This is a genomic window from Streptomyces caniscabiei (assembly GCF_014930365.1).
GTDB lineage: Bacteria > Actinomycetota > Actinomycetes > Streptomycetales > Streptomycetaceae > Streptomyces > Streptomyces caniscabiei.
On the sequence record NZ_JABXWI010000002.1, the window covers coordinates 592,591 to 613,260 of the forward strand.

Annotated in this window: 14 protein-coding genes; 11 read left to right on the top strand and 3 right to left on the bottom strand. The window is 71.8% G+C overall.

Annotation, left to right across the window (positions count from 1 at the left end):
• The first annotated feature begins 41 nt into the window (after window positions 1-41).
• Entirely contained in the window at window positions 42-467 is a 426-nt protein-coding gene (locus tag HW837_RS07120) for a MarR family winged helix-turn-helix transcriptional regulator (protein WP_045556725.1), read from the top strand.
• A gap of 4 nt (window positions 468-471) precedes the next feature.
• Complete coding sequence (locus HW837_RS07125) at window positions 472-1,341, top strand: IclR family transcriptional regulator (protein WP_045556724.1); 870 nt, start codon at window positions 472-474, stop codon at window positions 1,339-1,341.
• 121 nt (window positions 1,342-1,462) lie between these two features.
• On the opposite strand, the gene HW837_RS07130 is transcribed toward HW837_RS07125, so the two are convergent.
• Entirely contained in the window at window positions 1,463-2,560 is a 1,098-nt protein-coding gene (locus HW837_RS07130) for an EstA family serine hydrolase (protein WP_045556723.1), read from the bottom strand.
• A 173-nt stretch (window positions 2,561-2,733) separates the two neighbouring features.
• Here HW837_RS07130 and HW837_RS07135 point away from each other — a divergent pair, with 173 nt between their 5' ends.
• Window positions 2,734-5,262 carry a serine/threonine-protein kinase gene (locus HW837_RS07135; RefSeq protein WP_193379914.1) on the top strand — a complete coding sequence of 843 codons (2,529 nt, stop codon included), beginning with the start codon at window positions 2,734-2,736 and terminating at the stop codon, window positions 5,260-5,262.
• Between the two features lie 225 nt (window positions 5,263-5,487).
• A complete protein-coding gene (locus HW837_RS07140; protein ID WP_237270029.1) occupies window positions 5,488-6,909 on the top strand; it encodes a glycoside hydrolase family 16 protein in 1,422 nt (473 codons plus the stop codon).
• Window positions 6,910-6,967: 58 nt separating this feature from the next.
• Here the strand turns inward: HW837_RS07140 and HW837_RS07145 are convergent, their stop codons facing one another.
• Window positions 6,968-7,858 carry a helix-turn-helix domain-containing protein gene (locus tag HW837_RS07145; protein ID WP_045556720.1) on the bottom strand — a complete coding sequence of 297 codons (891 nt, stop codon included), beginning with the start codon at window positions 7,856-7,858 and terminating at the stop codon, window positions 6,968-6,970.
• A 134-nt stretch (window positions 7,859-7,992) separates the two neighbouring features.
• On the opposite strand from HW837_RS07145, the gene tkt reads away from it, so the two are divergent.
• The 4 genes from tkt to gnd all read left to right on the top strand — a co-directional run bounded on the left by tkt (window position 7,993) and on the right by gnd (window position 13,570).
• Window positions 7,993-10,062 (top strand): transketolase, encoded by a 2,070-nt coding sequence (gene tkt / locus HW837_RS07150; RefSeq protein ID WP_045556719.1) that lies wholly within the window; start codon window positions 7,993-7,995, stop codon window positions 10,060-10,062.
• A 117-nt stretch (window positions 10,063-10,179) separates the two neighbouring features.
• Window positions 10,180-11,709 (top strand): glucose-6-phosphate dehydrogenase, encoded by a 1,530-nt coding sequence (gene zwf, locus HW837_RS07155; RefSeq protein WP_045556718.1) that lies wholly within the window; start codon window positions 10,180-10,182, stop codon window positions 11,707-11,709.
• A complete protein-coding gene (opcA, locus tag HW837_RS07160) occupies window positions 11,706-12,641 on the top strand; it encodes a glucose-6-phosphate dehydrogenase assembly protein OpcA (protein ID WP_093788923.1) in 936 nt (311 codons plus the stop codon). The genes zwf and opcA overlap by 4 nt, the downstream gene beginning before the upstream one ends.
• Window positions 12,642-12,691: 50 nt before the next feature.
• The gene (gnd, locus tag HW837_RS07165; protein ID WP_045556716.1) at window positions 12,692-13,570 is read left to right on the top strand and encodes a phosphogluconate dehydrogenase (NAD(+)-dependent, decarboxylating); all 879 of its coding nucleotides are present in this window, start codon (window positions 12,692-12,694) and stop codon (window positions 13,568-13,570) included.
• A 36-nt stretch (window positions 13,571-13,606) separates the two neighbouring features.
• On the opposite strand, the gene HW837_RS07170 is transcribed toward gnd, so the two are convergent.
• A complete protein-coding gene (locus HW837_RS07170) occupies window positions 13,607-14,437 on the bottom strand; it encodes a phosphotransferase (RefSeq protein ID WP_193379913.1) in 831 nt (276 codons plus the stop codon).
• Window positions 14,438-14,686: 249 nt separating this feature from the next.
• On the opposite strand from HW837_RS07170, the gene HW837_RS07175 reads away from it, so the two are divergent.
• The 3 genes from HW837_RS07175 to HW837_RS07185 all read left to right on the top strand — a co-directional run bounded on the left by HW837_RS07175 (window position 14,687) and on the right by HW837_RS07185 (window position 20,645).
• Entirely contained in the window at window positions 14,687-17,569 is a 2,883-nt protein-coding gene (locus tag HW837_RS07175; RefSeq protein WP_193379912.1) for a peroxidase family protein, read from the top strand.
• Between the two features lie 68 nt (window positions 17,570-17,637).
• A complete protein-coding gene (locus HW837_RS07180; protein WP_045556713.1) occupies window positions 17,638-19,110 on the top strand; it encodes a hypothetical protein in 1,473 nt (490 codons plus the stop codon).
• A 59-nt stretch (window positions 19,111-19,169) separates the two neighbouring features.
• On the top strand, window positions 19,170-20,645 hold the full coding sequence (locus HW837_RS07185) for a pentapeptide repeat-containing protein (RefSeq protein WP_045556712.1): 1,476 nt from the start codon (window positions 19,170-19,172) through the stop codon (window positions 20,643-20,645).
• Window positions 20,646-20,670: the final 25 nt, after the last annotated feature.

Genomic DNA, 20,670 nt, shown 5'->3' on the forward strand with positions numbered 1-20,670 from the left:
AGACACAGGACGCCGCCTCGATCGACGCGCACGAGCCGTGGATGCGCGGGCTGCACGCGGACACCGGCTATCTGCTGTACCGGCTGGGACTGCGGTCCGGGCAGCTGTTCAACTCCTCCCTCCAGGAGTCGGGCCTCCGGCTGCGGCACTACGCCCTGCTGCGCTTCCTCGCCACCTCCCCCGGCGCGCTCCAGCGCGAGCTGAGCGCCTCCCTCGGCTACGACCCGAGCGCGATCGTCGGGCTGGTGGACGACCTGGAGAAGCTGGGCTTCGCCGAGCGGCGCCCCTCCCCCGACGACCGCCGCAGCCGGATCGTCGAGCTCACCGAGGACGGCCGGTCCTTCCTCCGTGACACCGACGAGGCCGGACAGCGGGTCTCCGACGAACTGGTGGAGCCCCTCGACGCCGCCGAGCGCGAGACGCTCCATGTGCTGCTGCAGAAGATCGCCGAGGCCGGACTGGGGTGACACCATGCCGATGAGCACCGACGCGCTCCCGACACCGGGGCCCGTGCCCCCTCCGGCCGCGCCGGGGAGCACACCGCCGGGGGCCTCCCGCTCCGCTCCCGACCGGCTGCTCGCCGTGCTGGCCGCCTTCGACCACGACCACCCGGCGCTCTCGCTGACCGACATCAGCCGCCGGGCCGGGCTGACCCTCACCACGGCCCACCGGCTGGTCGGCGCGCTCACCGAGTGGGGCGCGCTGGAACGCGACGCGGGCGGGATCTACCACGTGGGGCTCCGGCTGTGGGAACTCGCGGCGCTCGCCCCGCGCGGGCTCGCGCTGCGCCAGATCGCGCTGCCGTACCTGGAGGACCTCTACGAGGCGACGCACGAGAACGTGCAGCTCGCGGTCCGCGACGGGGACGAGGTCGTCTACATCGAGTGGCTCTCCGGACGCTCGGCCGTCGGCGTCCACATCCGGGTCGGCGCACGCTGGCCCCTGCACGCCACGGGCGTGGGCCTGGCGCTCCTCGCCCACAGCGACGCCGCCTCCCAGGACGTCTACTGCCGGGGGCCGCTCGCCTCCTTCACGCCGTACACCATCGCGGACGCGCCCCGGCTGCGCCGGGCGCTCGCCGAAGTACGGCGCACGGGCGTGGCGGTGAGCAGCCGTCAGGTCACCGAGGACGCGCTGTCGGTGGCCGCTCCCGTGCGCGGGCCGGGCGGGGCCGTGGTCGCCGCCGTCTCGGTCGTGGTGCCCCAGCTCGGCGCCCAGGTCCCGGTGCTGACGCCCGCCGTACGGGTGGCGGCACGCGGTATCTCCCGCGCGCTGGGCTGGCAGCCGGACGAACCCCGCCGCGGCTCGCTGATCCCGGGCCGCGGGACGTCAGCCTCCTGACGAGGATCCGGGCGCTCCGGTGGTCCTGCCAGAGGTCCGTGACACGCCGCGCACCGCCCCCGGAGACCTCCCGGGGCCGGTGCGGGTGATGCCGCTGATTCGGTTGCGGATCGGGGGGAGTTCAGGCCGACAGGCCCTCGTAGGCGGCCGCGAGGATCATGAAGCCCCGCTCGTCGCCGAGGCCCCCGTCGATCATCTTGTTCATCATGTACGCCACGGTCATCCGGGCGTCGAGGTCGACCACGACGAGCGAGCCGCCCCAGCCGCCCCAGAAGCAGGTGCGGGGGTTGGGCAGTTGGCCGCCGTTCAGGCCGTAGCCCATGCCGTAGCGCATCGGGACGCGCAGAACGCTGTCGACGCCGTCGAACTGCTCCTCGAAGACCCGCGCGCACCCCTCCTCCGACAGCAGCCGCACACCGCGCGCCGCGCCGCCGCAGGACAGCAGCGACTGGACGGCGGCGACCGAGCGGGCGTTGCCGTGTCCGTTCGCGGCCGGGATCTCGGCCCGGCGCCAGGCGGTGGTGTCGGTGGCGCCGTCCGGGATGGCCGGGTTGGGCGGCGGGCCGTCCTCGGTCGGCGAGGGGGGCGGCATGATGACCGGCGCCACCCGGTGGTCGTGCTCGGCGGGGAGCCCGATGTGGAAGTCGGCGCCCAGCGGTCCGCTGACCTCCTCGGCGAAGAAGGTGCCCAGGCTGCGGCCGGTGACCCGGCGGACGATCTCCCCGAGCAGATAACCCTGGGTCATCGCGTGATAGCCCGCCTCGGTGCCGGGCTTCCAGGCCGGTGCCTGCGCGGCGAGCCGCTCGGTGACGGTCGGCCAGTCGTACAGGTCCTCCAGCGTGGTGGGCGCCTCGAAGCGGGGCAGCCCGGCCGTGTGCGCGAGCACCTGGCTCACGCGTACGTCCTCCTTGCCCGCCGCCGCGAACTCCGGCCAGTACGTCGCCACGGGGGCGTGCAGGTCCAGGGCGCCCCGGTCGGCGAGCATCAGCACGCACAGGGCCGTCATCGTCTTGGTCGTGGACCACACATGGGTGAGGGTGTCCCGCTCCCACGGAACGGTGCGCTCGGCGTCGGCGTACCCGCCCCAGAGGTCGACCTCGGGCTCGCCGTCCACGTACACGGCGACGGAGGCGCCCACGTCCTTGTCGTCCAACGAGGCCGCCAACGCCTCGCGCACCGCGGAGAACCGGTCCGTGCACGTGCCCTCAGTCATCGCCATGAGGGGGAAGGTAACGGGCCGCGCGGCACGGGGCCATCGAATAAACCGCGCTCCGACGTGGCCGGTTCACCGGTCCGGCACGGCCCCCGGAGTGCCCCTGGTCGGGCGGGCGGGCGCCGATCGCCTAGGCTGCTCCGTGCGGGGCTGTCGTACGGACAAGAGCGTGGTGGGAAATGCCGCTGAGGGACGACGATCCCACCGTCATAGGCGGATACGTCCTGGAGGACCGGCTCGGCTCGGGTGGCATGGGGGTCGTCTACCGCGCGCGGTCCGCGTCGGGGCGACTGGTCGCGATCAAGCTGGTGCACGCGCAGTACCGCGACGACGAGGAGTTCCGCTCCCGGTTCCGTCAGGAGATCGCGGCGGTGCGCCGGGTGAGCGGGGCGTTCACGGCCGCCGTGGTGGACGCCGATCCGGAGGCGGCCAGGCCCTGGATGGCGACGCAGTACGTGCCGGGTCCGACGCTCTTCGACCTGGTGCGCGAGGAGGGGCCGCTGGACGGCGAGCGGATCCGGGCCCTCGCGCTGGGGCTCGTCGAGGCACTGCGCGACATCCACCGGGCGGGGGTCGTGCACCGGGACCTGAAGCCGGCGAACGTGCTGATGGCCGAGGACGGCCCGCGCGTCATCGACTTCGGCATCTCGCGCGCCGGCGACAACCTGCCGCTCACCGTGACCGGACGGGTGATCGGCACGCCGCCGTTCATGTCACCGGAGCAACTGCGCTCGCCGAGGGACGTCACCGCCGCGTCGGACGTGTTCTCGCTGGGCTCGCTGCTGGTGTACGCGGCCAGCGGGCACAGCCCGTTCAAGGCCGAGAGCCCCTATCTGGCGGGCTATCAGGTCATGTTCGAGGCCCCGAAGCTGGACGCGGTGCCCGAACCGCTGCGGACCGTCACCGAACGCTGCCTGGACAAGAACCCGACGACCCGCCCGGACCTCACCGAACTGCACGGCCTGTTCCTGAGATCGGCGACTTCACCCACGAACGGCCCCCGGGGCACCGCACCGACGCCTGGAACGGGGGCGGGGACGGGGGCGGGGACGGAGGCGGAGGCCGGAACGGGAACGGCCCCGGGGCCGGCGCCAGGACCACTCGACCGACCGACGGACTCCGGACGAACCGACTCCGGGCGAACGGGGACCACGGGAACCGGCGCCGTCCGCACCGCCACCGCCGCACGGGCCGAGACCGACCGGGCGAACACCGGGCAGGCGGACGCTGAGCGACCGTATCCGGGCCGCCCGGATCCGGACCGACGGGACCCGGACCGACCGGATCCGGACCGTACGGACGCCGGGCGGGCGGACGACACGACCGAGAACGACCGTCTGCCGGACGTCCGCTCGGTGGACGGCGGACCGCCGGGCCGACCGGCGGACGGCCGACCGGCACGGGAACGCCGCCCCAGGCTCCGCGTCGGACGGCGGCTGCTGCTCGTCGGGCTCGGCGCCGCCCTGACCGTCTCCGCTCTGAGCGCCGCGCTGCTCCTGCCCACCGGCGCCGAGGACGGCACGACGGCGTCCGGCACCGGCGCCGCCGTGGACCGCCGTTCCGCGTCGCTCCCCAAGGGCTGGCGGCCGTGGCAGACACGGCTGCGGGCCGACAGCGGCCTCCCCGCCGACTACATCCCGGTCAACTACGACGACACGGGCTGCCGGACGGACGGCACGGACCTGTACTGCGGCGGTACGGGCTTCCTCGTCGGGAAGGTGGACGCCGCCACCGGCGCCACGGGCTGGCGGTACGGCCAACTCCCGCAGACCGCCCGGCCCATCGGCGTACGGGACGGCCTCGTCCTCGTCTACACGGAACCCGACAGCACACAGCGGCGCCTGGTGGCCCTGGACGCCCGCACCGGGAAGCAGCGGTGGTCCCGGCCCATCAGCGCGAGCGAGGCGGCGCCCCTCTTCGACGGCGGCGTGCTCACCCTCGCGCCCGACCACTACGACGTGATCGCCTACGACACGGCGGGCAAGGAGCTGTGGCGGACGTCCGAGCCCGCCGGGATCAACTGCGTCCCCTCGGTGCTCGGCGACGACCCCTACGAACTGTGCTGGGAGGGTGACGACTTCCTCGACACCCGCCCGTTCACCCTGGTACGCCTCGATCCGGACGACGGCACCCCGCGGGCCCGCAGCCCCCTGCCGGAGAAGTCCCTCGCGCTGGGCGTCGTCGACGGACGGCCCCTGTTCCTGAAGGCGGAGTCCACCGAGGAGGTCTACCAGGCGGGGTACGAGCGGCCGTACGACGCGTTCCTGCGGGTGGACCCGGACACCGGGAAGGTCACCCGGATCCCGCTGAAGCGCGCGCTGCGCGGCGCGGCGACGCTCGTGGACGGGGTCGTGTACTTCGTGCGGACCAGCGGGTCGGTCACCGCCGTGTCGGCGGCGAGCGGCACGGTGCTCTGGGAGCGGACCACCGACATGGAGAACCTGTCCGCGCCGGTGGTGTCGGCGGCCCGTGACGAGATCTACTTCGCCAACCGGTTCGGCCGGCTGCTGGCCCTGGACAGCCGGACGGGCGCCGAGGTCTGGCGCACGGACGCGCTCGACGACCCCGGGGACATCGCGACCGAGACCCCGCCCCGGGTGCTGCTCGTGGACGACGCGATCGTGGCGACGGCCGGGAACATGGCGTTCTCGGTGAACCCGGACGAGCCGATGGAGAGCGGGTCGACCGTGTCGACCTTCGGCGACTGACGCACCGTCATGTCGTAGAGCGGGTGCGGTCACCGCCCGCACCGACCCGTCTTCACATCGTGAACTCGGCTCTCCCGCAAGGACTTTCTCCGCTTTAACTCTTGACGCCCGCAGCGCCGGAGCGCACATTGACCGCACGCTCTTCTTGAGAGCGCTCTCAGGACGGGACTCCACGGAGCGCTCCCCCCACCCGCGCTTTTCACTCCGTACACCGAAGAGGCCGCCATGAGTGAAACACCCGGCACACCCGACACACCCGGCACACTCGACACCGGAACACCCCTGGGCCGTCGCCGCCCGCTCCGGCGCGCGTTCCTCGCCGTGGCCACCGCGCTGGCGCTGGCCACGGCCTGGGCGACGACCGCGCAGGGCGCCGCCCCCACCCCGCCCGCCGGCTGGACGCAGGTCTTCGTCGACGACTTCAACGGCGCCGCCGGCACCGGCGTCAGCACCTCCAACTGGCAGTACGCGACCGGGACTTCGTACCCCGGCGGGCCCGCCAACTGGGGTACCGGCGAGGTCGAGACGATGACGAACAGCACCTCCAACGTCTCTCTCGACGGCAACGGCAATCTGCGCATCACCCCGATCCGGGACGCGGCCGGCCGCTGGACCTCGGGCCGGATCGAGACCAACCGCACCGACTTCCAGCCCCCGGCGGGCGGCAAGCTGCGGGTCGAGTCCAGGCTCCAGATGCCGAACGTCACCGGCACGGCCGCCGAGGGCTACTGGCCGGCGTTCTGGATGCTGGGCGCGCCCTACCGGGGCAACTACCAGAACTGGCCGAGCGTCGGCGAGCTGGACATCATGGAGAACGTGCAGGGCCGCAACCAGGTCTGGGCCACCATGCACTGCGGCACCAACCCCGGCGGCCCGTGCAACGAGACGACCGGCATCGGCAACTCCACGGCGTGCCCGGGCACGACCTGCCAGTCCGGGTTCCACACGTACACCATGGAGTGGGACCGCTCGGTGACGCCGGAGACGATCCGGTTCTCGGTCGACGGCACCCAGTTCCACTCGGTCAACGCCAGCCAGGTCGACGCGACCACCTGGACCAACGCCACCAACCACGGGTTCTTCGTCATCCTGAACGTGGCGATGGGCGGCGCCTTCCCCGACGCGTTCGGCGGCGGGCTCGACGGTGACACACGCTCCGGTGTGCCGATGGTCGTCGACTACGTGCAGGTGCTGTCGGCCGCCGGGGGCACCACCACCCCGCCGCCGACGGGCACCCGGGACGCGTACAGCGCCATCCAGGCCGAGTCGTACAACGGCCAGAGCGGCACCCTCACCGAGTCCACGACCGACACCGGTGGCGGCCAGAACATCGGCGCCCTGGCCAACGGCGACTGGGCGCTCTTCCAGAACGTGAACTTCGGCTCCACGGCCGCGACGCAGTTCGTCGCCCGGGTGGCGTCCGGCGCCGACGCGGGGGTGAGCGGCCTGGTCGAGGTCAGGCTCGACAGCCGTTCGAACGGGCCGGTCGGCAGTTTCTCGATCGCCGACACCGGTGGCTGGCAGTCGTGGCGGACGGTGCCCGCGAACATCAGCCGGGTGACCGGCACCCATGACGTCTATCTGACCTTCACCAGCGGTCAGGCGCAGGACTTCGTGAACGTGAACTGGTTCAACTTCGGCCGCTGACAGCCGGGTTGTGCGAGGGGCGGACTCCACGGCGGTGGAGTCCGCCCCTCGTCGCGTGTCATCGCAGCTCCGCCCGGAACGCCACCGGTGTGGCGCCGGCGTGCAGTTGGAAGAACTTGGAGAAGTTCGCCGCGTCGGGGAAGCCGACGGCGACGCCCACGCGGCCGATCGGCAGATCCGTGTGGGCCAGCAGCCGCTTCGCCTCCAGGACGACCCGCTTGTCGATAAAGCCCTTCGGGGTCTCGCCGGTCGCCGCGCGGACCGCGCGGACGAGGGTCCGGCGGGAGTAGCCGAGGGCGTCGGCGTAGGCGCTGACGCTGTGGTTGACGGCGAAGTCCCGCTCGACGGCGTCCCGGAAGCGGGTGAAGGTGGTGTCGTCGGGCCGGTGCTCCTCCTCTGCCGTCGAGCCGGCGGCGAGATGGGCGAGGCGCAGGAGGAAGGCCGTCAGGGAGTGCCGCAGGACGGCGGTGTGCAGGCCGGGCGGCAGGGTGCCGGTGTCGACGTACTCGCGTTCCAGCTGGGCCGACGAGGCGCGCAGACCCGCGAGTTGGGCCTCGTCGGGGCGGAGCAGCGGCGGCAGGTCGTAGCGGTAGAGGCCGGTCGCCTCGACGGTGGCGCGGGGCAGGAAGCCCGGTTGCATGGTGAGGACGGTCCCGCGGTACTCGGTGGGGCGTGAGAAGCGATGCACCTGCCCCGGCCGGATCCACAGCAGTTCGCCCGCGACCGCCTCGTGCTCGGTGAAGTCGATCATGTGGTGCACCGGGCCGGCCTCGAACAGCATCACCACATGGAAGTCGATGCGGTGCACCCCTTCCAGGGGTATGTCCGCGTGCCAGGGGCCCCGGCCGTCCATCGGGCCGATCCGCATGCCGACGCCGGAGAGGCCGCGGTCGGCGGGGAACGGGAAGGTCTTGATCCGGCCGCCGTCGGGGAAGTCTCTGTCCGTCATGTCCTCGCCGTCGCGTCGTCGGTGTCCCAGTTTCACCGAAGGCTGGCACACCGCCACCTCGCCCCACAAAAGTCAGACTTTTACTTTTGAAGACGCCAGAAGCTTTCCGCCGTCTCATCGAGGACTTCTTGAAGATGAACTGGACAGAACTCGACCGACGCGCCGTCGACACCGCCCGTCTGCTGGCCGCCGACGCCGTGCAGAAGGTCGGCAACGGGCATCCGGGTACGGCGATGAGCCTCGCGCCCGCCGCGTACACGCTCTTTCAGAAGGTGATGCGTCACGATCCGGCGGACCCCGAGTGGACCGGCCGTGACCGCTTCGTCCTCTCCCCCGGCCACACCTCGCTGACCCTCTACACCCAGCTGTACCTGGCCGGGTACGAGCTGGAGCTGGACGATCTGAAGGCGTTCCGGACGCACGGTTCGAAGACGCCGGGTCATCCGGAGTACGGGCACACCGCCGGTGTCGAGACCACCACGGGTCCGCTCGGCCAGGGCGTCGCCAACGCCGTCGGCATGGCGATGGCCGCCCGCTACGAGCGCGGTCTGTTCGACCCGGACGCTCCCGAGGGCACCTCCCCGTTCGACCACACCGTGTGGGCGATCGTCTCCGACGGCGACCTGGAGGAAGGCATCTCCGCCGAGGCGTCCTCCCTGGCGGGCCATCAGCGGCTGGGCAATCTCGTCTTCCTGTACGACGACAACCACATCTCCATCGAGGGCGACACGGCCACCGCGTTCTCCGAGGACGTGCTGAAGCGGTACGAGGCGTACGGCTGGCACGTGCAGCGGATCGAGCCGGCCTTCAACGGCAACGTCGACGTGCACGCCCTGTACGACGCGCTGACGGCCGCGCGGGAGGAGACCTCGCGTCCCTCGATCATCGCGATGCGCACGATCATCGCCTGGCCGGCCCCCAACGCGCAGAACACCGAGGCCTCGCACGGCTCCGCGCTCGGTGCGGACGAGGTCGCCGCCACCAAGCGGGTCCTCGGCTTCGACGCGGACAAGACCTTCGACGTCGCCGACGACGTGCTCGCCCACACCCGCCGCGCCCTCGACCGGGGCGCCGAGGCGCACGCCGCCTGGGACAAGCGGATCGCCGAGTGGCGCGCCGCCTCCCCCGAACGGGCCCGGCTCTTCGACCGGGTCGTCGCGGGCCGGCTGCCCGAGGGCTGGGAGCGGGCACTGCCCGTCTTCGAGGAGGGCACCTCCGTGGCGACGCGTGCGGCATCCGGCAAGGTGCTCCAGGCGCTGGGCGCGGTGATCCCCGAGCTGTGGGGCGGCTCCGCCGACCTCGCCGGGTCGAACAACACCACCATCGACAAGACGTCGTCCTTCCTCCCGGCGGACAACCCGCTCCCGGAGGCGGACCCGTACGGCCGCACGATCCACTTCGGCATCCGCGAGCACTCCATGGCCGCCGAGATGAACGGCATCGCGCTGCACGGCAACACCCGCATCTACGGCGGCACCTTCCTGGTCTTCTCGGACTACATGCGCAACGCCGTGCGCCTGTCCGCGCTGATGCAGCTGCCGGTGACGTACGTCTGGACGCACGACTCCATCGGTCTCGGCGAGGACGGCCCCACCCATCAGCCGGTCGAACACCTGGCCTCCCTGCGGGCGATCCCGGGGCTGAACATCGTCCGCCCGGCCGACGCCAACGAGACGGCGATCGCCTGGGCCGAGATCCTGAAGCGGCACACCACGAACCCGGCCCCGCACGGGCTGGCGCTCACCCGCCAGGGCGTGCCGACGTACGCGCCCGACTCCCGTGCGGCGAAGGGCGGTTACGTCCGGGCGGAGTCCTCGACCGCGACCCCGGAGGTGATCCTGATAGCCACCGGCTCCGAGGTGCGGCTGGCCGTCGCCGCGCGCGAGCGGCTGGAGGCCGAGGGGGTCGGCACCCGGGTGGTGTCGATGCCGTCGGTGGAGTGGTTCGAGGAACAGCCGCGCGAATACCGCGAGAGCGTGCTGCCGCCGTCCGTGCGGGCCCGCGTGGCGGTCGAGGCGGGGATCGGCCTGACCTGGTACCGGTACGTCGGTGACCACGGCCGCATCGTCTCCCTCGAACACTTCGGCGCCTCCGCCGACGCGAAGACCCTGTTCGCCGAGTACGGCTTCACCGCCGAGAACGTCGTCGCCGCGGCGCGGGACGCGCTCGACGGCACGACGCGGCCCGACGCCGTCCGCGGCTGACGCGCGCCATGGAAGGAAGATGATCACTGTGACCACGGAAGCGCTCCGGGCGACCGTCGACGGCCGCCCCGGCACCGCGGTGAGCAAGGCCTTGAACAGCGAGGGAGTTGATGCGGAATGACCGCCGAGTGGCTCAACCCGCTCCGGGACGCGGGCGATCGCCGGCTCCCGAAGATCGCGGGCCCGTCCGGGCTCGTCATCTTCGGGGTGACCGGTGACCTGTCCCGCAAGAAGCTGATGCCGGCCGTGTACGACCTGGCCAACCGGGGTCTGCTGCCGCCGGGCTTCTCGCTGGTGGGGTTCGCCCGCCGGGACTGGGAGGACGAGGACTTCGCGCAGATCGTGCACGACGCGGTCCGCGAGCACGCCCGCACCGAGTTCCGCGAGGAGGTCTGGCAGCAGCTCGCCGAGGGGATGCGCTTCATCCCGGGCGACTTCGGTGACGACGAGGCGTTCAAGCGGCTCCGCGAGGCCGTCGAGGAGCTGGACGTCTCCCGGGGCACCGGCGGCAACTTCGCGTTCTACCTCTCCGTGCCGCCGAGCATGTTCCCGAAGGTCGTCAAGCAGCTCAAGAAGCACGGTCTGGCCAGTCCGCCCGAGGGCTCCTGGCGGCGCGCGGTCATCGAGAAGCCGTTCGGCCACGACCTGGCGAGCGCCCGCGAGCTGAACGCGGTCCTGCACGAGGTGTTCGACCCCGAGCAGGTCTTCCGCATCGACCACTACCTCGGCAAGGAGACCGTCCAGAACATCCTGGCGCTCCGCTTCGCCAACCAGATGTACGAGCCCATCTGGAACCGGAGTTACGTCGACCACGTACAGATCACCATGGCCGAGGACATCGGCATCGGCGGCCGGGCGGGCTACTACGACGGCATCGGCTCGGCCCGGGACGTCATCCAGAACCACCTGCTCCAGCTGCTGGCCCTGACCGCCATGGAGGAACCGGCGGCCTTCGACGCCGAGTCGCTGCTGACCGAGAAGCTGAAGGCGCTGAAGGCGGTGCGGCTGCCGGAGGACCTGGGCCGGCACACCGTGCGCGGCCAGTACGCGGGCGGCTGGCAGGGCGGTGAGCAGGTGCTCGGCTATCTGGAGGAGGAGGGCATCGACCGGTCCTCCACCACGGACACCTACGCGGCGGTCAAGTTGGGCATCGACAACCGCCGTTGGGCGGGCGTCCCGTTCTATCTGCGCACCGGCAAGCGGCTCGGCCGCCGGGTCACCGAGATCGCGGTCGTCTTCCAGCGCGCCCCGCACTCCCCGTTCGACTCCACGGCCACCGAGGAGCTGGGGCAGAACGCGATCGTCGTCCGGGTGCAGCCGGACGAGGGGATGACCGTGCGCTTCGGTTCGAAGGTGCCGGGTACCTCGATGGAGATCCGGGACGTCACGATGGACTTCGCGTACGGCGAGTCGTTCACGGAGTCCAGCCCGGAGGCGTACGAACGGCTGATCCTTGATGTGCTGCTCGGCGACGCCAACCTCTTCCCCCGCCACCAGGAGGTGGAGGAGTCCTGGAAGATCCTCGATCCGATCGAGGAGTACTGGGCGGGGAACGGCAGGCCCGCGCAGTACGCCTCGGGTGGTTGGGGGCCCGCGGAAGCGGACGAGATGCTCGCACAAGACGGACGGAGCTGGCGCAGGCCATGAAGATCGACCTGACTGACACCACGGCAAGCAAGATCAACAAGGCGTTGGTGCAGGGCCGCCGGGCCATCGGCACGCCCGCCGTGGGCATGGTCCTCACGATGGTGATCGTGACGGACGAGGAGAACGCCTACGACTCGATCAAGGCGGCCGAGGAGGCCTCGCACGAGCACCCCTCGCGCACCCTGGTCGTCATCAAGCGGCACGCCCGCACCCCGAAGGACCGCACGAAGTCGCACCTGGACGCCGAGGTGCGGGTCGGCGCCGACGCGGGCACCGGCGAGACGGTCGTGCTGCGGACGTACGGCGAGGTGTCCGACCACGCCGACTCCGTGGTGCTGCCGCTGCTGCTGCCGGACGCGCCGGTGGTGGTGTGGTGGCCGGTGAACGCGCCGGAGAACCCGGCCAAGGACCCGCTGGGCGCGCTCGCCCAGCGCCGGATCACCGACATGTACGCCGTGGAGTCGCCGCTCGCCGCGCTGGAGCAGCGCCGCGCCTCCTACACCCCCGGCGACACCGATCTCGCCTGGACCCGGCTGACGCCGTGGCGTTCCATGCTGGCGGCCGCCCTCGACCAGGCCAAGGAGAGGATCACCTCGGCCGCCGTCGAGAGCGAGGCCGACAACCCCAGCGCCGAACTGCTGGCCCGCTGGCTGGAGGCCCGGCTCGGCGTGTCCGTCGAGCGGGTCCTGACCGCCGGGCCGGTGGTGACGGGCGTGCGCCTCGGCACCGCCAGGGGCGAGGTCGTCATCGACCGCCCCGAGGGTCCGCTCGCCACGCTCACCCTGCCCGGGCAGCCCTCCCGCACCCTCGCCCTGAAGGTGCGCGCCACGTCCGAGCTGATCGCCGAGGAGCTGCGCCGCCTCGACGCCGACGAGATGTACGCCGTCGCCCTGCGCGGCGGGGGCGACGGGCAGCCCGCCGCCGACGACTGACACGCCTTCGCTCGACTCCCTCATGGAACAGGTGAACTGACATGGCAACGATGCAGCTGGGTCTCATCGGCCTCGGCAAGATGGGCGGCAACATGCGCGAGCGCATCCGCCGCGCCGGCCACACCGTCATCGGCTACGACCGCGACCCCGAGGTCTCCGACGTGGGCAGCCTGGCCGAACTGGTCGAGCGCCTCGACGGGCCGCGGGTGGTGTGGGTGATGGTCCCGGCGGGCGGCGCCACCCAGTCCGTCGTCGACGAGCTGGCGGAGCTGCTGTCGCCGGGCGACACCGTCGTCGACGGCGGCAACTCCCGTTGGACGGACGACGAGAAGCACGCCGCCGAGCTGGGCGCCAAGGGCATCGGCTTCGTCGACGCGGGTGTCTCCGGGGGCGTGTGGGGTCTGCAGAACGGTTACGCCCTGATGGTCGGCGGCGACGAGGAGCACGTCGAACGGCTCCAGCCGATCTTCGAGGCGCTCAAGCCGGAGGGACCGTACGGCTATGTCCACGCCGGCAAGGTCGGCGCCGGGCACTTCTCCAAGATGGTCCACAACGGTATCGAGTACGCCATGATGCAGGCGTACGCCGAGGGTTGGGAGCTGCTGGAGAAGGTCGACTCGGTGACGAGCGTGCGGGAGGTGTTCCGCTCCTGGCAGGAGGGGACCGTGATCCGCTCGTGGCTGCTGGACCTCGCCGTCAACGCGCTCGACGAGGACGAGCACCTGCAGAAGCTGCGCGGCTACGCCGAGGACTCCGGTGAGGGGCGGTGGACCGTCGAGGCGGCCATCGACCACGCGGTGCCGCTGCCGGCGATCACCGCGTCGCTGTTCACCCGGTTCGCCTCGCGCCAGGACGACTCCCCCCAGATGAAGATGATCGCCGCGCTGCGCAACCAGTTCGGCGGGCACGCGGTCGAGGCGAAGCCGTAGCAGGAGCGGGCGCGCCCCTTCGGGGGCGCGGCCCGCTCAAGCCAGCAGGGCGGTGGTGAAGGCCTCCTCGTGGGTCCTCAGCCAGGTCCGGACGCGGTCCCAGCGGGCCCAGCCGCCGCGATCCGCGAGGACCCGGCGGTAGACGGGGTCACCGCCGGCCACGCGTACGGCCACGAAGGCCCGGCAGGCCTCCGTGGCCTGCTGGACGACGCCGGGCAGGAGGGCGCGGTCGGCCGAGGACAGGCCGTAGCCGTCGGCGAGGACGCGCAGGCGCCGGGGCGCGTCCAGGGGGCCGCCCGGGTAGAGGGCGGCCGCCGATTCGGGGTCGAGCAGGGGCACCCAGTAGCGGGCCGCCATGGCCACGTCCCAGACAGGTCGGCCCGGTGCGGCCAGGTCGAAGTCGATCAGGGCGGTGGCACGGCCGTCGCGGAAGACGACGTTGTCGGGGCAGACGTCGTTGTGGCAGAGGATCGGCCCGCCCTCGGGGTCGGACAGCTCCCGGGGCCACGCGGCACACGTGTCGACCGGGATGTCCGCGCTCGCCGCGTGCAGACCGCGCAGGAGCCGCCCCACCGACGTCAGGGCCGGCTCCGTCAGTGCCCAGGCCGGGAACGGCGGCAGCGCCACGTCGCCCGGGACGAAGGTCAGCTGCTCGCGGCCGTCCGGTGTGCGGCCGACGGGCAGCGGCGCCCCCGTGAAGCCGCGTCGGCGCAGTGCGCGCAGATGCGCGTGGAGGGCGGGCGCGGTGGGCGGCGCCGGGCGGTCGACGAGGGAGCCCCGCCGGACGACCGCGCCCGCGTTCACCGTGCCGCCGGGAAGCACGTCGCCGTCGTCCCGTGCATCCGGCTTCGCCCCGTCGTTCGTCATGGGGATCACGCTAGCCGCCGCTGCGGGGGCTTCCTCGGGTCGTTCGCTCCCCTTCGCCGGGCGGAATGCGATGTTCACCCGCATTATTGTCAGATGTGTACATGGCGTGAACTGTCGCTGTGGCCGGAACCCCGCCGCCGGTAGCGTGCGGCCTCTGTCCGTATGCACTGCGCTCGCATTGCCTACGTCTTCCCACGCATCCATACGCCTCCGTACGCATCCGTACGCGTCCGCACGAAGGAGACGCCGATGGCCGAGACCGGGCAGCACGATCAGCGGTACGAGCGCTACGACGGGGGCAGCCCCGAGGCCGAACGGCTCGTGTTCGAGCGGTTGGCCCGGGAGTTGATGCAGGTCCAGGTCAAGAACCGGCGGGCCGGGGGCGGAGACGTCTCGCGGGCGTTCCACGCGAAGGCACCGCTGGGGGTGGAGAACGCGCGGCTGCGCTTCCACGACGATCTGCCGGTGGCGTTGCGGACCGGTTTCGCGCAACCCGGTGCCGACTATCCGGCCGTCGTCCGACTCTCCAACGCGAGCGGGATCCGGCAGGGCGACGGTTCGCCGGACCTGCGGGGCGCGGCGGTGCGGGTGCGGGTGGCGGAGGGCGTGAGCCATGACCTGCTGGCGACCAGTTTCCCGGTGTCGCACGCGAGCGACGCCCGGGAGTTCGTGGCGTTCGCCAAGGCCATGGCGGGGGCCCGTACTCCGCTGCGAAAGGCCCTCGGGCTGTTCGTGAAGCTTCCGCTGGCCGTGGGGCTCGGGACGGCCGCGCGGATGCGGCGCAATGTGACGGCGGCGACCCGTAGGACGGTCGACTCCCTCGCCACGGAGACGTATTGGAGCCGGGGCGCCATTCTGTGGGGCGAGGCAGGGCCGGTGCGGTATCTGTTGCGGCCCGCGCCCGGCACACCGGCGGCGGCCGCGCCCGATCGCCGGGACCCTGACTTCCTGCACCGGGAGCTGGCGCGGCGGCTCGGGCAGGCGGACGTGGCGTTCGACCTGTGCGTGCAGCGGTTCGTGGACGAGCGGCGCACCCCGATCGAGGACGCGGCGGTGGAGTGGAAGGACGCGGTGGCGCCGGCGGTGCCGATCGCCCGGCTCACGATCCCCGCGCAGGAGCTGGACGGAGCCGAGGCACGGGCGGCGGCGCGGCGGATCGAGGACCTGACCTTCAATCCCTGGTACACGACCGATGATTTCCGGCCATTGGGCCATATCAACCGGGCCCGGAAGGCCGCGTACCGGGCCAGTGGCGCACACCGTCTCGGGCAGCGCTTCGTCACCGAGGAACCCCTGCGCAACAAGCTGCTCGGCCGTGTCGTGGGCCCCGCCCTGGGCCTGCTGAACCGTGCCGTGCCGTGGCACCGCCTGCCGTTGTCCCTGAGCCTGCTGAACCTGGTGTTCCTGAGGAAGGTGCTGCGCCGGCGGAACCTGATCGACTCCGAGGTGCGCGAGGCTCCGCCGGCGGCGCAGCCCGTGCCGGAGCCGGTCCCGGAGAGGCTGCGCACGGAGCGGTCGTACGACGGGACGTACAACGACCTGTCGGAGCCGGCGATGGGCGCGGTGGGGGCCGCCTTCGGGCGGAATCTGACGCCGGACTACCGGCCGGACACCTTCGACACACCGAACCCGGTGACGGTCAGCAGGCAACTGCTGTACCGGGAGAGCTTCGTGCCGGCGACCTCGCTCAATGTGCTGGCGGCGGCGTGGATCCAGTTCCAGGTGCACGACTGGGTGAACCACCGGCGGTACAAGACGGGTGACCGCAGTGTGGAGGTACCGCTGCCGCCCGGCTTCGACGGGAACTGGCAGAACGTGCCGGGCGGGCCGACCGAGCGGGTGATGCGGTTCGCCGAGAACGAGGGCCTGGAGGTGCCCGGCCGCCCGCCGACCCTGTTCGCCAACTCCGCCTCGCACTGGTGGGACGGCTCCGAGGTGTACGGCGAGAACGAGCGGACCGCGCGGTTCCTGCGCGAGCCGGACGGGGGCGCGAAACTCCGTCTGGAGGACGGCCATCTGCCGGGCGGGACGAACGGCATCCCGCTCACCGGCTTCAACGAGAGCTGGTGGATGGGGCTCAGCGCGATGCACACCCTGTTCGCGCGGGAGCACAACGCGGTCTGCGACGCGCTGCGGGCCGAGTACCCCTCGATGAGCGAGGAGAAGGTCTACCAGACGGCGCGGCTCGTCGTCTCCGCGCTGATCGCGAAGATCCACACCGTGGAGTGGACGCCGGCGATCCTGGCCACCGAGGCGATCGACATCGCGCTGCGCACCAACTGGTCGGGCCCGCCGAGGAACTGGCTCAACCAGCTGGGCCTGTGGCTGTTCGAGTCGCATTCGCTCACGGGCATCCCGAAGACGCTGCCGGACCACCACGCGGCGCCGTACTCGCTGACGGAGGACTTCACCACCGTCTACCGCATGCATCCGCTGATCCCGGACGACTTCGAGCTGCGGGAGCACCAGTTCGGGCGGCGGCTGGAGACGGTGGGCTTCCTCGACATCCAGGGCGGGGCGGCCGAGGCGCAGATCCGCAAGACGGGCCTCGCGAACGCGCTGTACTCGTTCGGCATCGCCCACCCCGGTGCGATCACCCTGCACAACTTCCCGCGCTCGCTCCAGCGTTTCGAGCGGGACGGGGAGATCATCGACCTGTCGGTCGTCGACCTGGTCCGCACGCGCAGGCGGGGCGTGCCGCGCTACAACGACTTCCGGTCCGGGCTGCACCGGGGGCGGATCCGTTCCTTCGAGGAGCTGACCGAGAACCCCGAGACGCTGGCCCGGCTCAAGGACGTCTACCGGGACGTCGACGAGGTCGACACCGTGGTCGGGCTGTTCGCGGAGAACCCGCCGGAGGGCTTCGGCTTCAGCGACACCGCCTTCCGGATCTTCATCCTGATGGCCAGCCGGCGGCTGCAGAGCGACCGGTTCCTGACGGTCGACTACCGGCCGGAGGTCTACACACCGCTCGGCATCGACTGGGTCGAGAAGAGCGGCATGAACACGGTGCTCCAGCGCCACTGCCCGGAGCTGGCACCTCTCCTGCCCCGCGACGCGAGCGCCTTCGCGCCGTGGCGGACGGTGCCCACGACCGGCAACTCCGGTACGTACGACGGCGGTTCACCATGACGCCGTGACACGACGACCCGGGGTGTCACGCGACGGCCCGGGTCCGAACCACAACGGGGGAAACACGCATGACGTTCACCGACAACCACTCCGAGCTGCCCGGAAACCCGGAGCTGTCCGCGATACCCGGGGCGGGCGAACAGCTCGCCGTCCAGGAGCAGCCCGGCACACCCGCGGGCACCACCCACCCGGGCCTCGCCGACCTGTTCGACCGTCCGCTGCTGCGGACCGTGTGGCGCCGCCGCACCCACCGCGTGAGCCGGGGCGCCAAAGTGTCCGCCGGGACGATGACCTACACCTCCCGCAACGCGGCCCAGCCTCTGACGGAGCTGGAGGAGGCGGTGCTGATCGCGATCACCGGCACCACCGGCCTCACCATGCCCGACCGACCCTTCGAGGACCCGACCAACGGCACCCCCATCATGTCCAAGCCCAACCTGACGATGGCGGGCCGCACCGCCGGCAGCCCGGACAACGCGCAGGGCACCCACTTCTTCCTCGTCAACGACTCGGGCACCTACTTCCTGCGCAGGCTCGAACCGGCACCGGACGAGCCGTTCGACGCCGAGACGCTGGTGGCGCGGGCGCGCGAGGCCAAGGTGAAGGTTCTGGACCACCGCCTCGACGTCGGACCGGACCAGCGGGACTTCCCGGCGTACCTGGACTCCAACCGCTTCCTGTCCAACCTGCCCGGAACGACGCTGCTGTTCCCGGTGGTCGACCTCTCCCACCAGTACGTGAACGCGCTGATGTATCTGCTCACCCAGCCGGACGGGGCCCGTCCGACCCTCGTGGACGACCGCAACTTCTACCGGGCCGCCGGGGTGCGCAAGTGGGTGCGGAACGGGTTCCTCAACGGGGACCTCAAGCTGCCGCTCGGTGCCCTCGGCCCCATGCGCACCCAGATCGAGGCGGATCTGCTGCTGCAGAACCTGATGCTCACGGCCGAGGCGATGGGCCTGGGCGCCTGGATCCACGCCACGATCAACCCGCAGATCGCCCTGGGCGACCCGAAGTTCTCCCGGGAGTACGGCCGGATGCTCGGCTTCGACTTCGTCACCCCGCGCTGGCGCCCGGCCGACATCTGGCGCTGGCACATCCCGCTGCCCAAGTACGCGAAGGTCCGCTCGCACCCGGTCCGGCTCCCCTCCCCCGACGGCGGCGCACCGCTGATCGCCGCCGCGTGCCCGCCCGTGGTCGGGAGCATGTCGGAGGCGGTGGAGAGAATCGTCCGGGACAAGTTCGGCCGCGGGGGCGTCTACACCGACCGGGACGTCTTCGCCCGGATCTACCGGGAGGACTACGGGCAGCGCTATCTCACCGAGGCCAGTGAGTACGAGGATCGGGTGGTCGAGTGCGCCCGGGACATCTGCGAGTACATCCTCCGCACGCACGGCCGCTTCCCGGCCCACACGGACGCGATCCATGTCCCGGGCGTGTGGCTCCAGGTCCACCACGTGGAGAACGAGTACTACGAACGGTTCTTCACGAACGGCCTCACCGACGCCCACCGCGCGCATGCGGGAGCCTGGGGGCATTAGGCCTGGGGGGCACCAGGCATGGTTGACAGGTACAAGCATCGCGGGTGAGATTCCCGTTGATGATGATCAACGATCTGACGGCGGCCGAGCGGCGGGTGTGGGACGCCTTTCCGCTCGGCGCGGCGGTGGACTTCGGGACCGAGGACGTCACGACCGTCGCGGACGGGATCACCGCGGACGGCGCCGGCTGGGGGCCCGAACGGACCGTCCGGGCCCGGGTGTTGCGGGCACTGCTGCTGACCGCTCCGCAGGAGGAGGGCGAGGTCGCCGCCCTCAAGATCGAGGGCGCCCGGATCAGCGGTCGGCTGGAACTGAAGTACGCGACGGTCGAGAGCGTCGTACGGCTGAGCGGCTGTCACTTCGACGAGATCCCCGACTTCTCCGGCGCGCACTTCAACTACCTCAATCTGTCCAAGTCCACGCTGCCCGGCCTGCGTTCGGCGCGGGCGCGCGTCGACGGCGGGCTGCGGCTGACGGGGTGCCGGTTCCGGGGGCCGGTGAAGCTCACCGGGGCGCAGATCTCCGGGACCCTGTTCATGGAACGGGCCGAGTTCACCGCCTCGGACGGGGAGCCCGCGCTGCGGCTCAACCAGGCGGAGATCGGGGAGGAGTTGTGCGCTCCCGGGCTGCGCGCGGAGGGCGAGGTCCGGCTCGGCGGCGCCCATGTGGCGGGCAAGGTCGACCTGCGACGCGCCCGGCTGCACCGGCCCGGCGGTATCGCCCTCGGCGCGGAGACCCTCGCCACCGAGTCCGACGTCGTCCTGCGGCACGCGGACGTGCGCGGACGGGTCGAGCTGCGCGGGGCACGTGTGGGCGGCTGGCTGGAGCTGTCCTACGCCCGGCTGTCGAACCCCGGCGGCACGGCGCTGCGGGTGAGCAGCAGTGTCATCAGCGAACTCTGGCTGCGCGATGGCCCGCCGGTGGAGGGCGTGCTGAACCTGCGCCGCGCCCAGATAGAGGTGCTGTTCGTCGAGCCGGACAAACTGCCGGACCAGGTCCTCCTCAACAGCCTCACCTACACCTCCCTGATCCCGCACGTGCCCGCCGAGCGGCGGCTGCCGATGCTGGAGCGGGACGGGGAGGGGTATCTGCCCTACTCCTACGAGCAGTTGACCGCCGCCTACCGCAGGATCGGTGACGACGACGCGGCCCGGCGGGTCCAGCTCGCCAAGCAGCGCCGGCATCGCGCCACGCTCCGCCTGCCCGGGCGGCTCTGGGGTTACGCCCAGGACGCCACCGTCGGCTACGGCTTCCGTCCGCTGCGCGCGGCGATCTGGCTGCTGTCGCTGATGGCGGTGGGCTCGGTGGCGTACGCGGTGCACGCGCCCAGCCCGCTCAAGGCGGACGAGGCCCCGGTGTTCAACCCGGTCGTCTACACCCTTGATCTACTCCTGCCGATCATCGACTTCGGGCAGGAGCGGGCCTACGCGCCCGAGGGCTGGTCCCAGTGGCTGTCGTACGTCCTCGTCATCACCGGCTGGATCCTGGCGACGACGGTCGTGACGGGCGTGACCCGCACGGTCAGCCGCCAGTGACCTCCGGGTCCTTTCACCCCGCCTC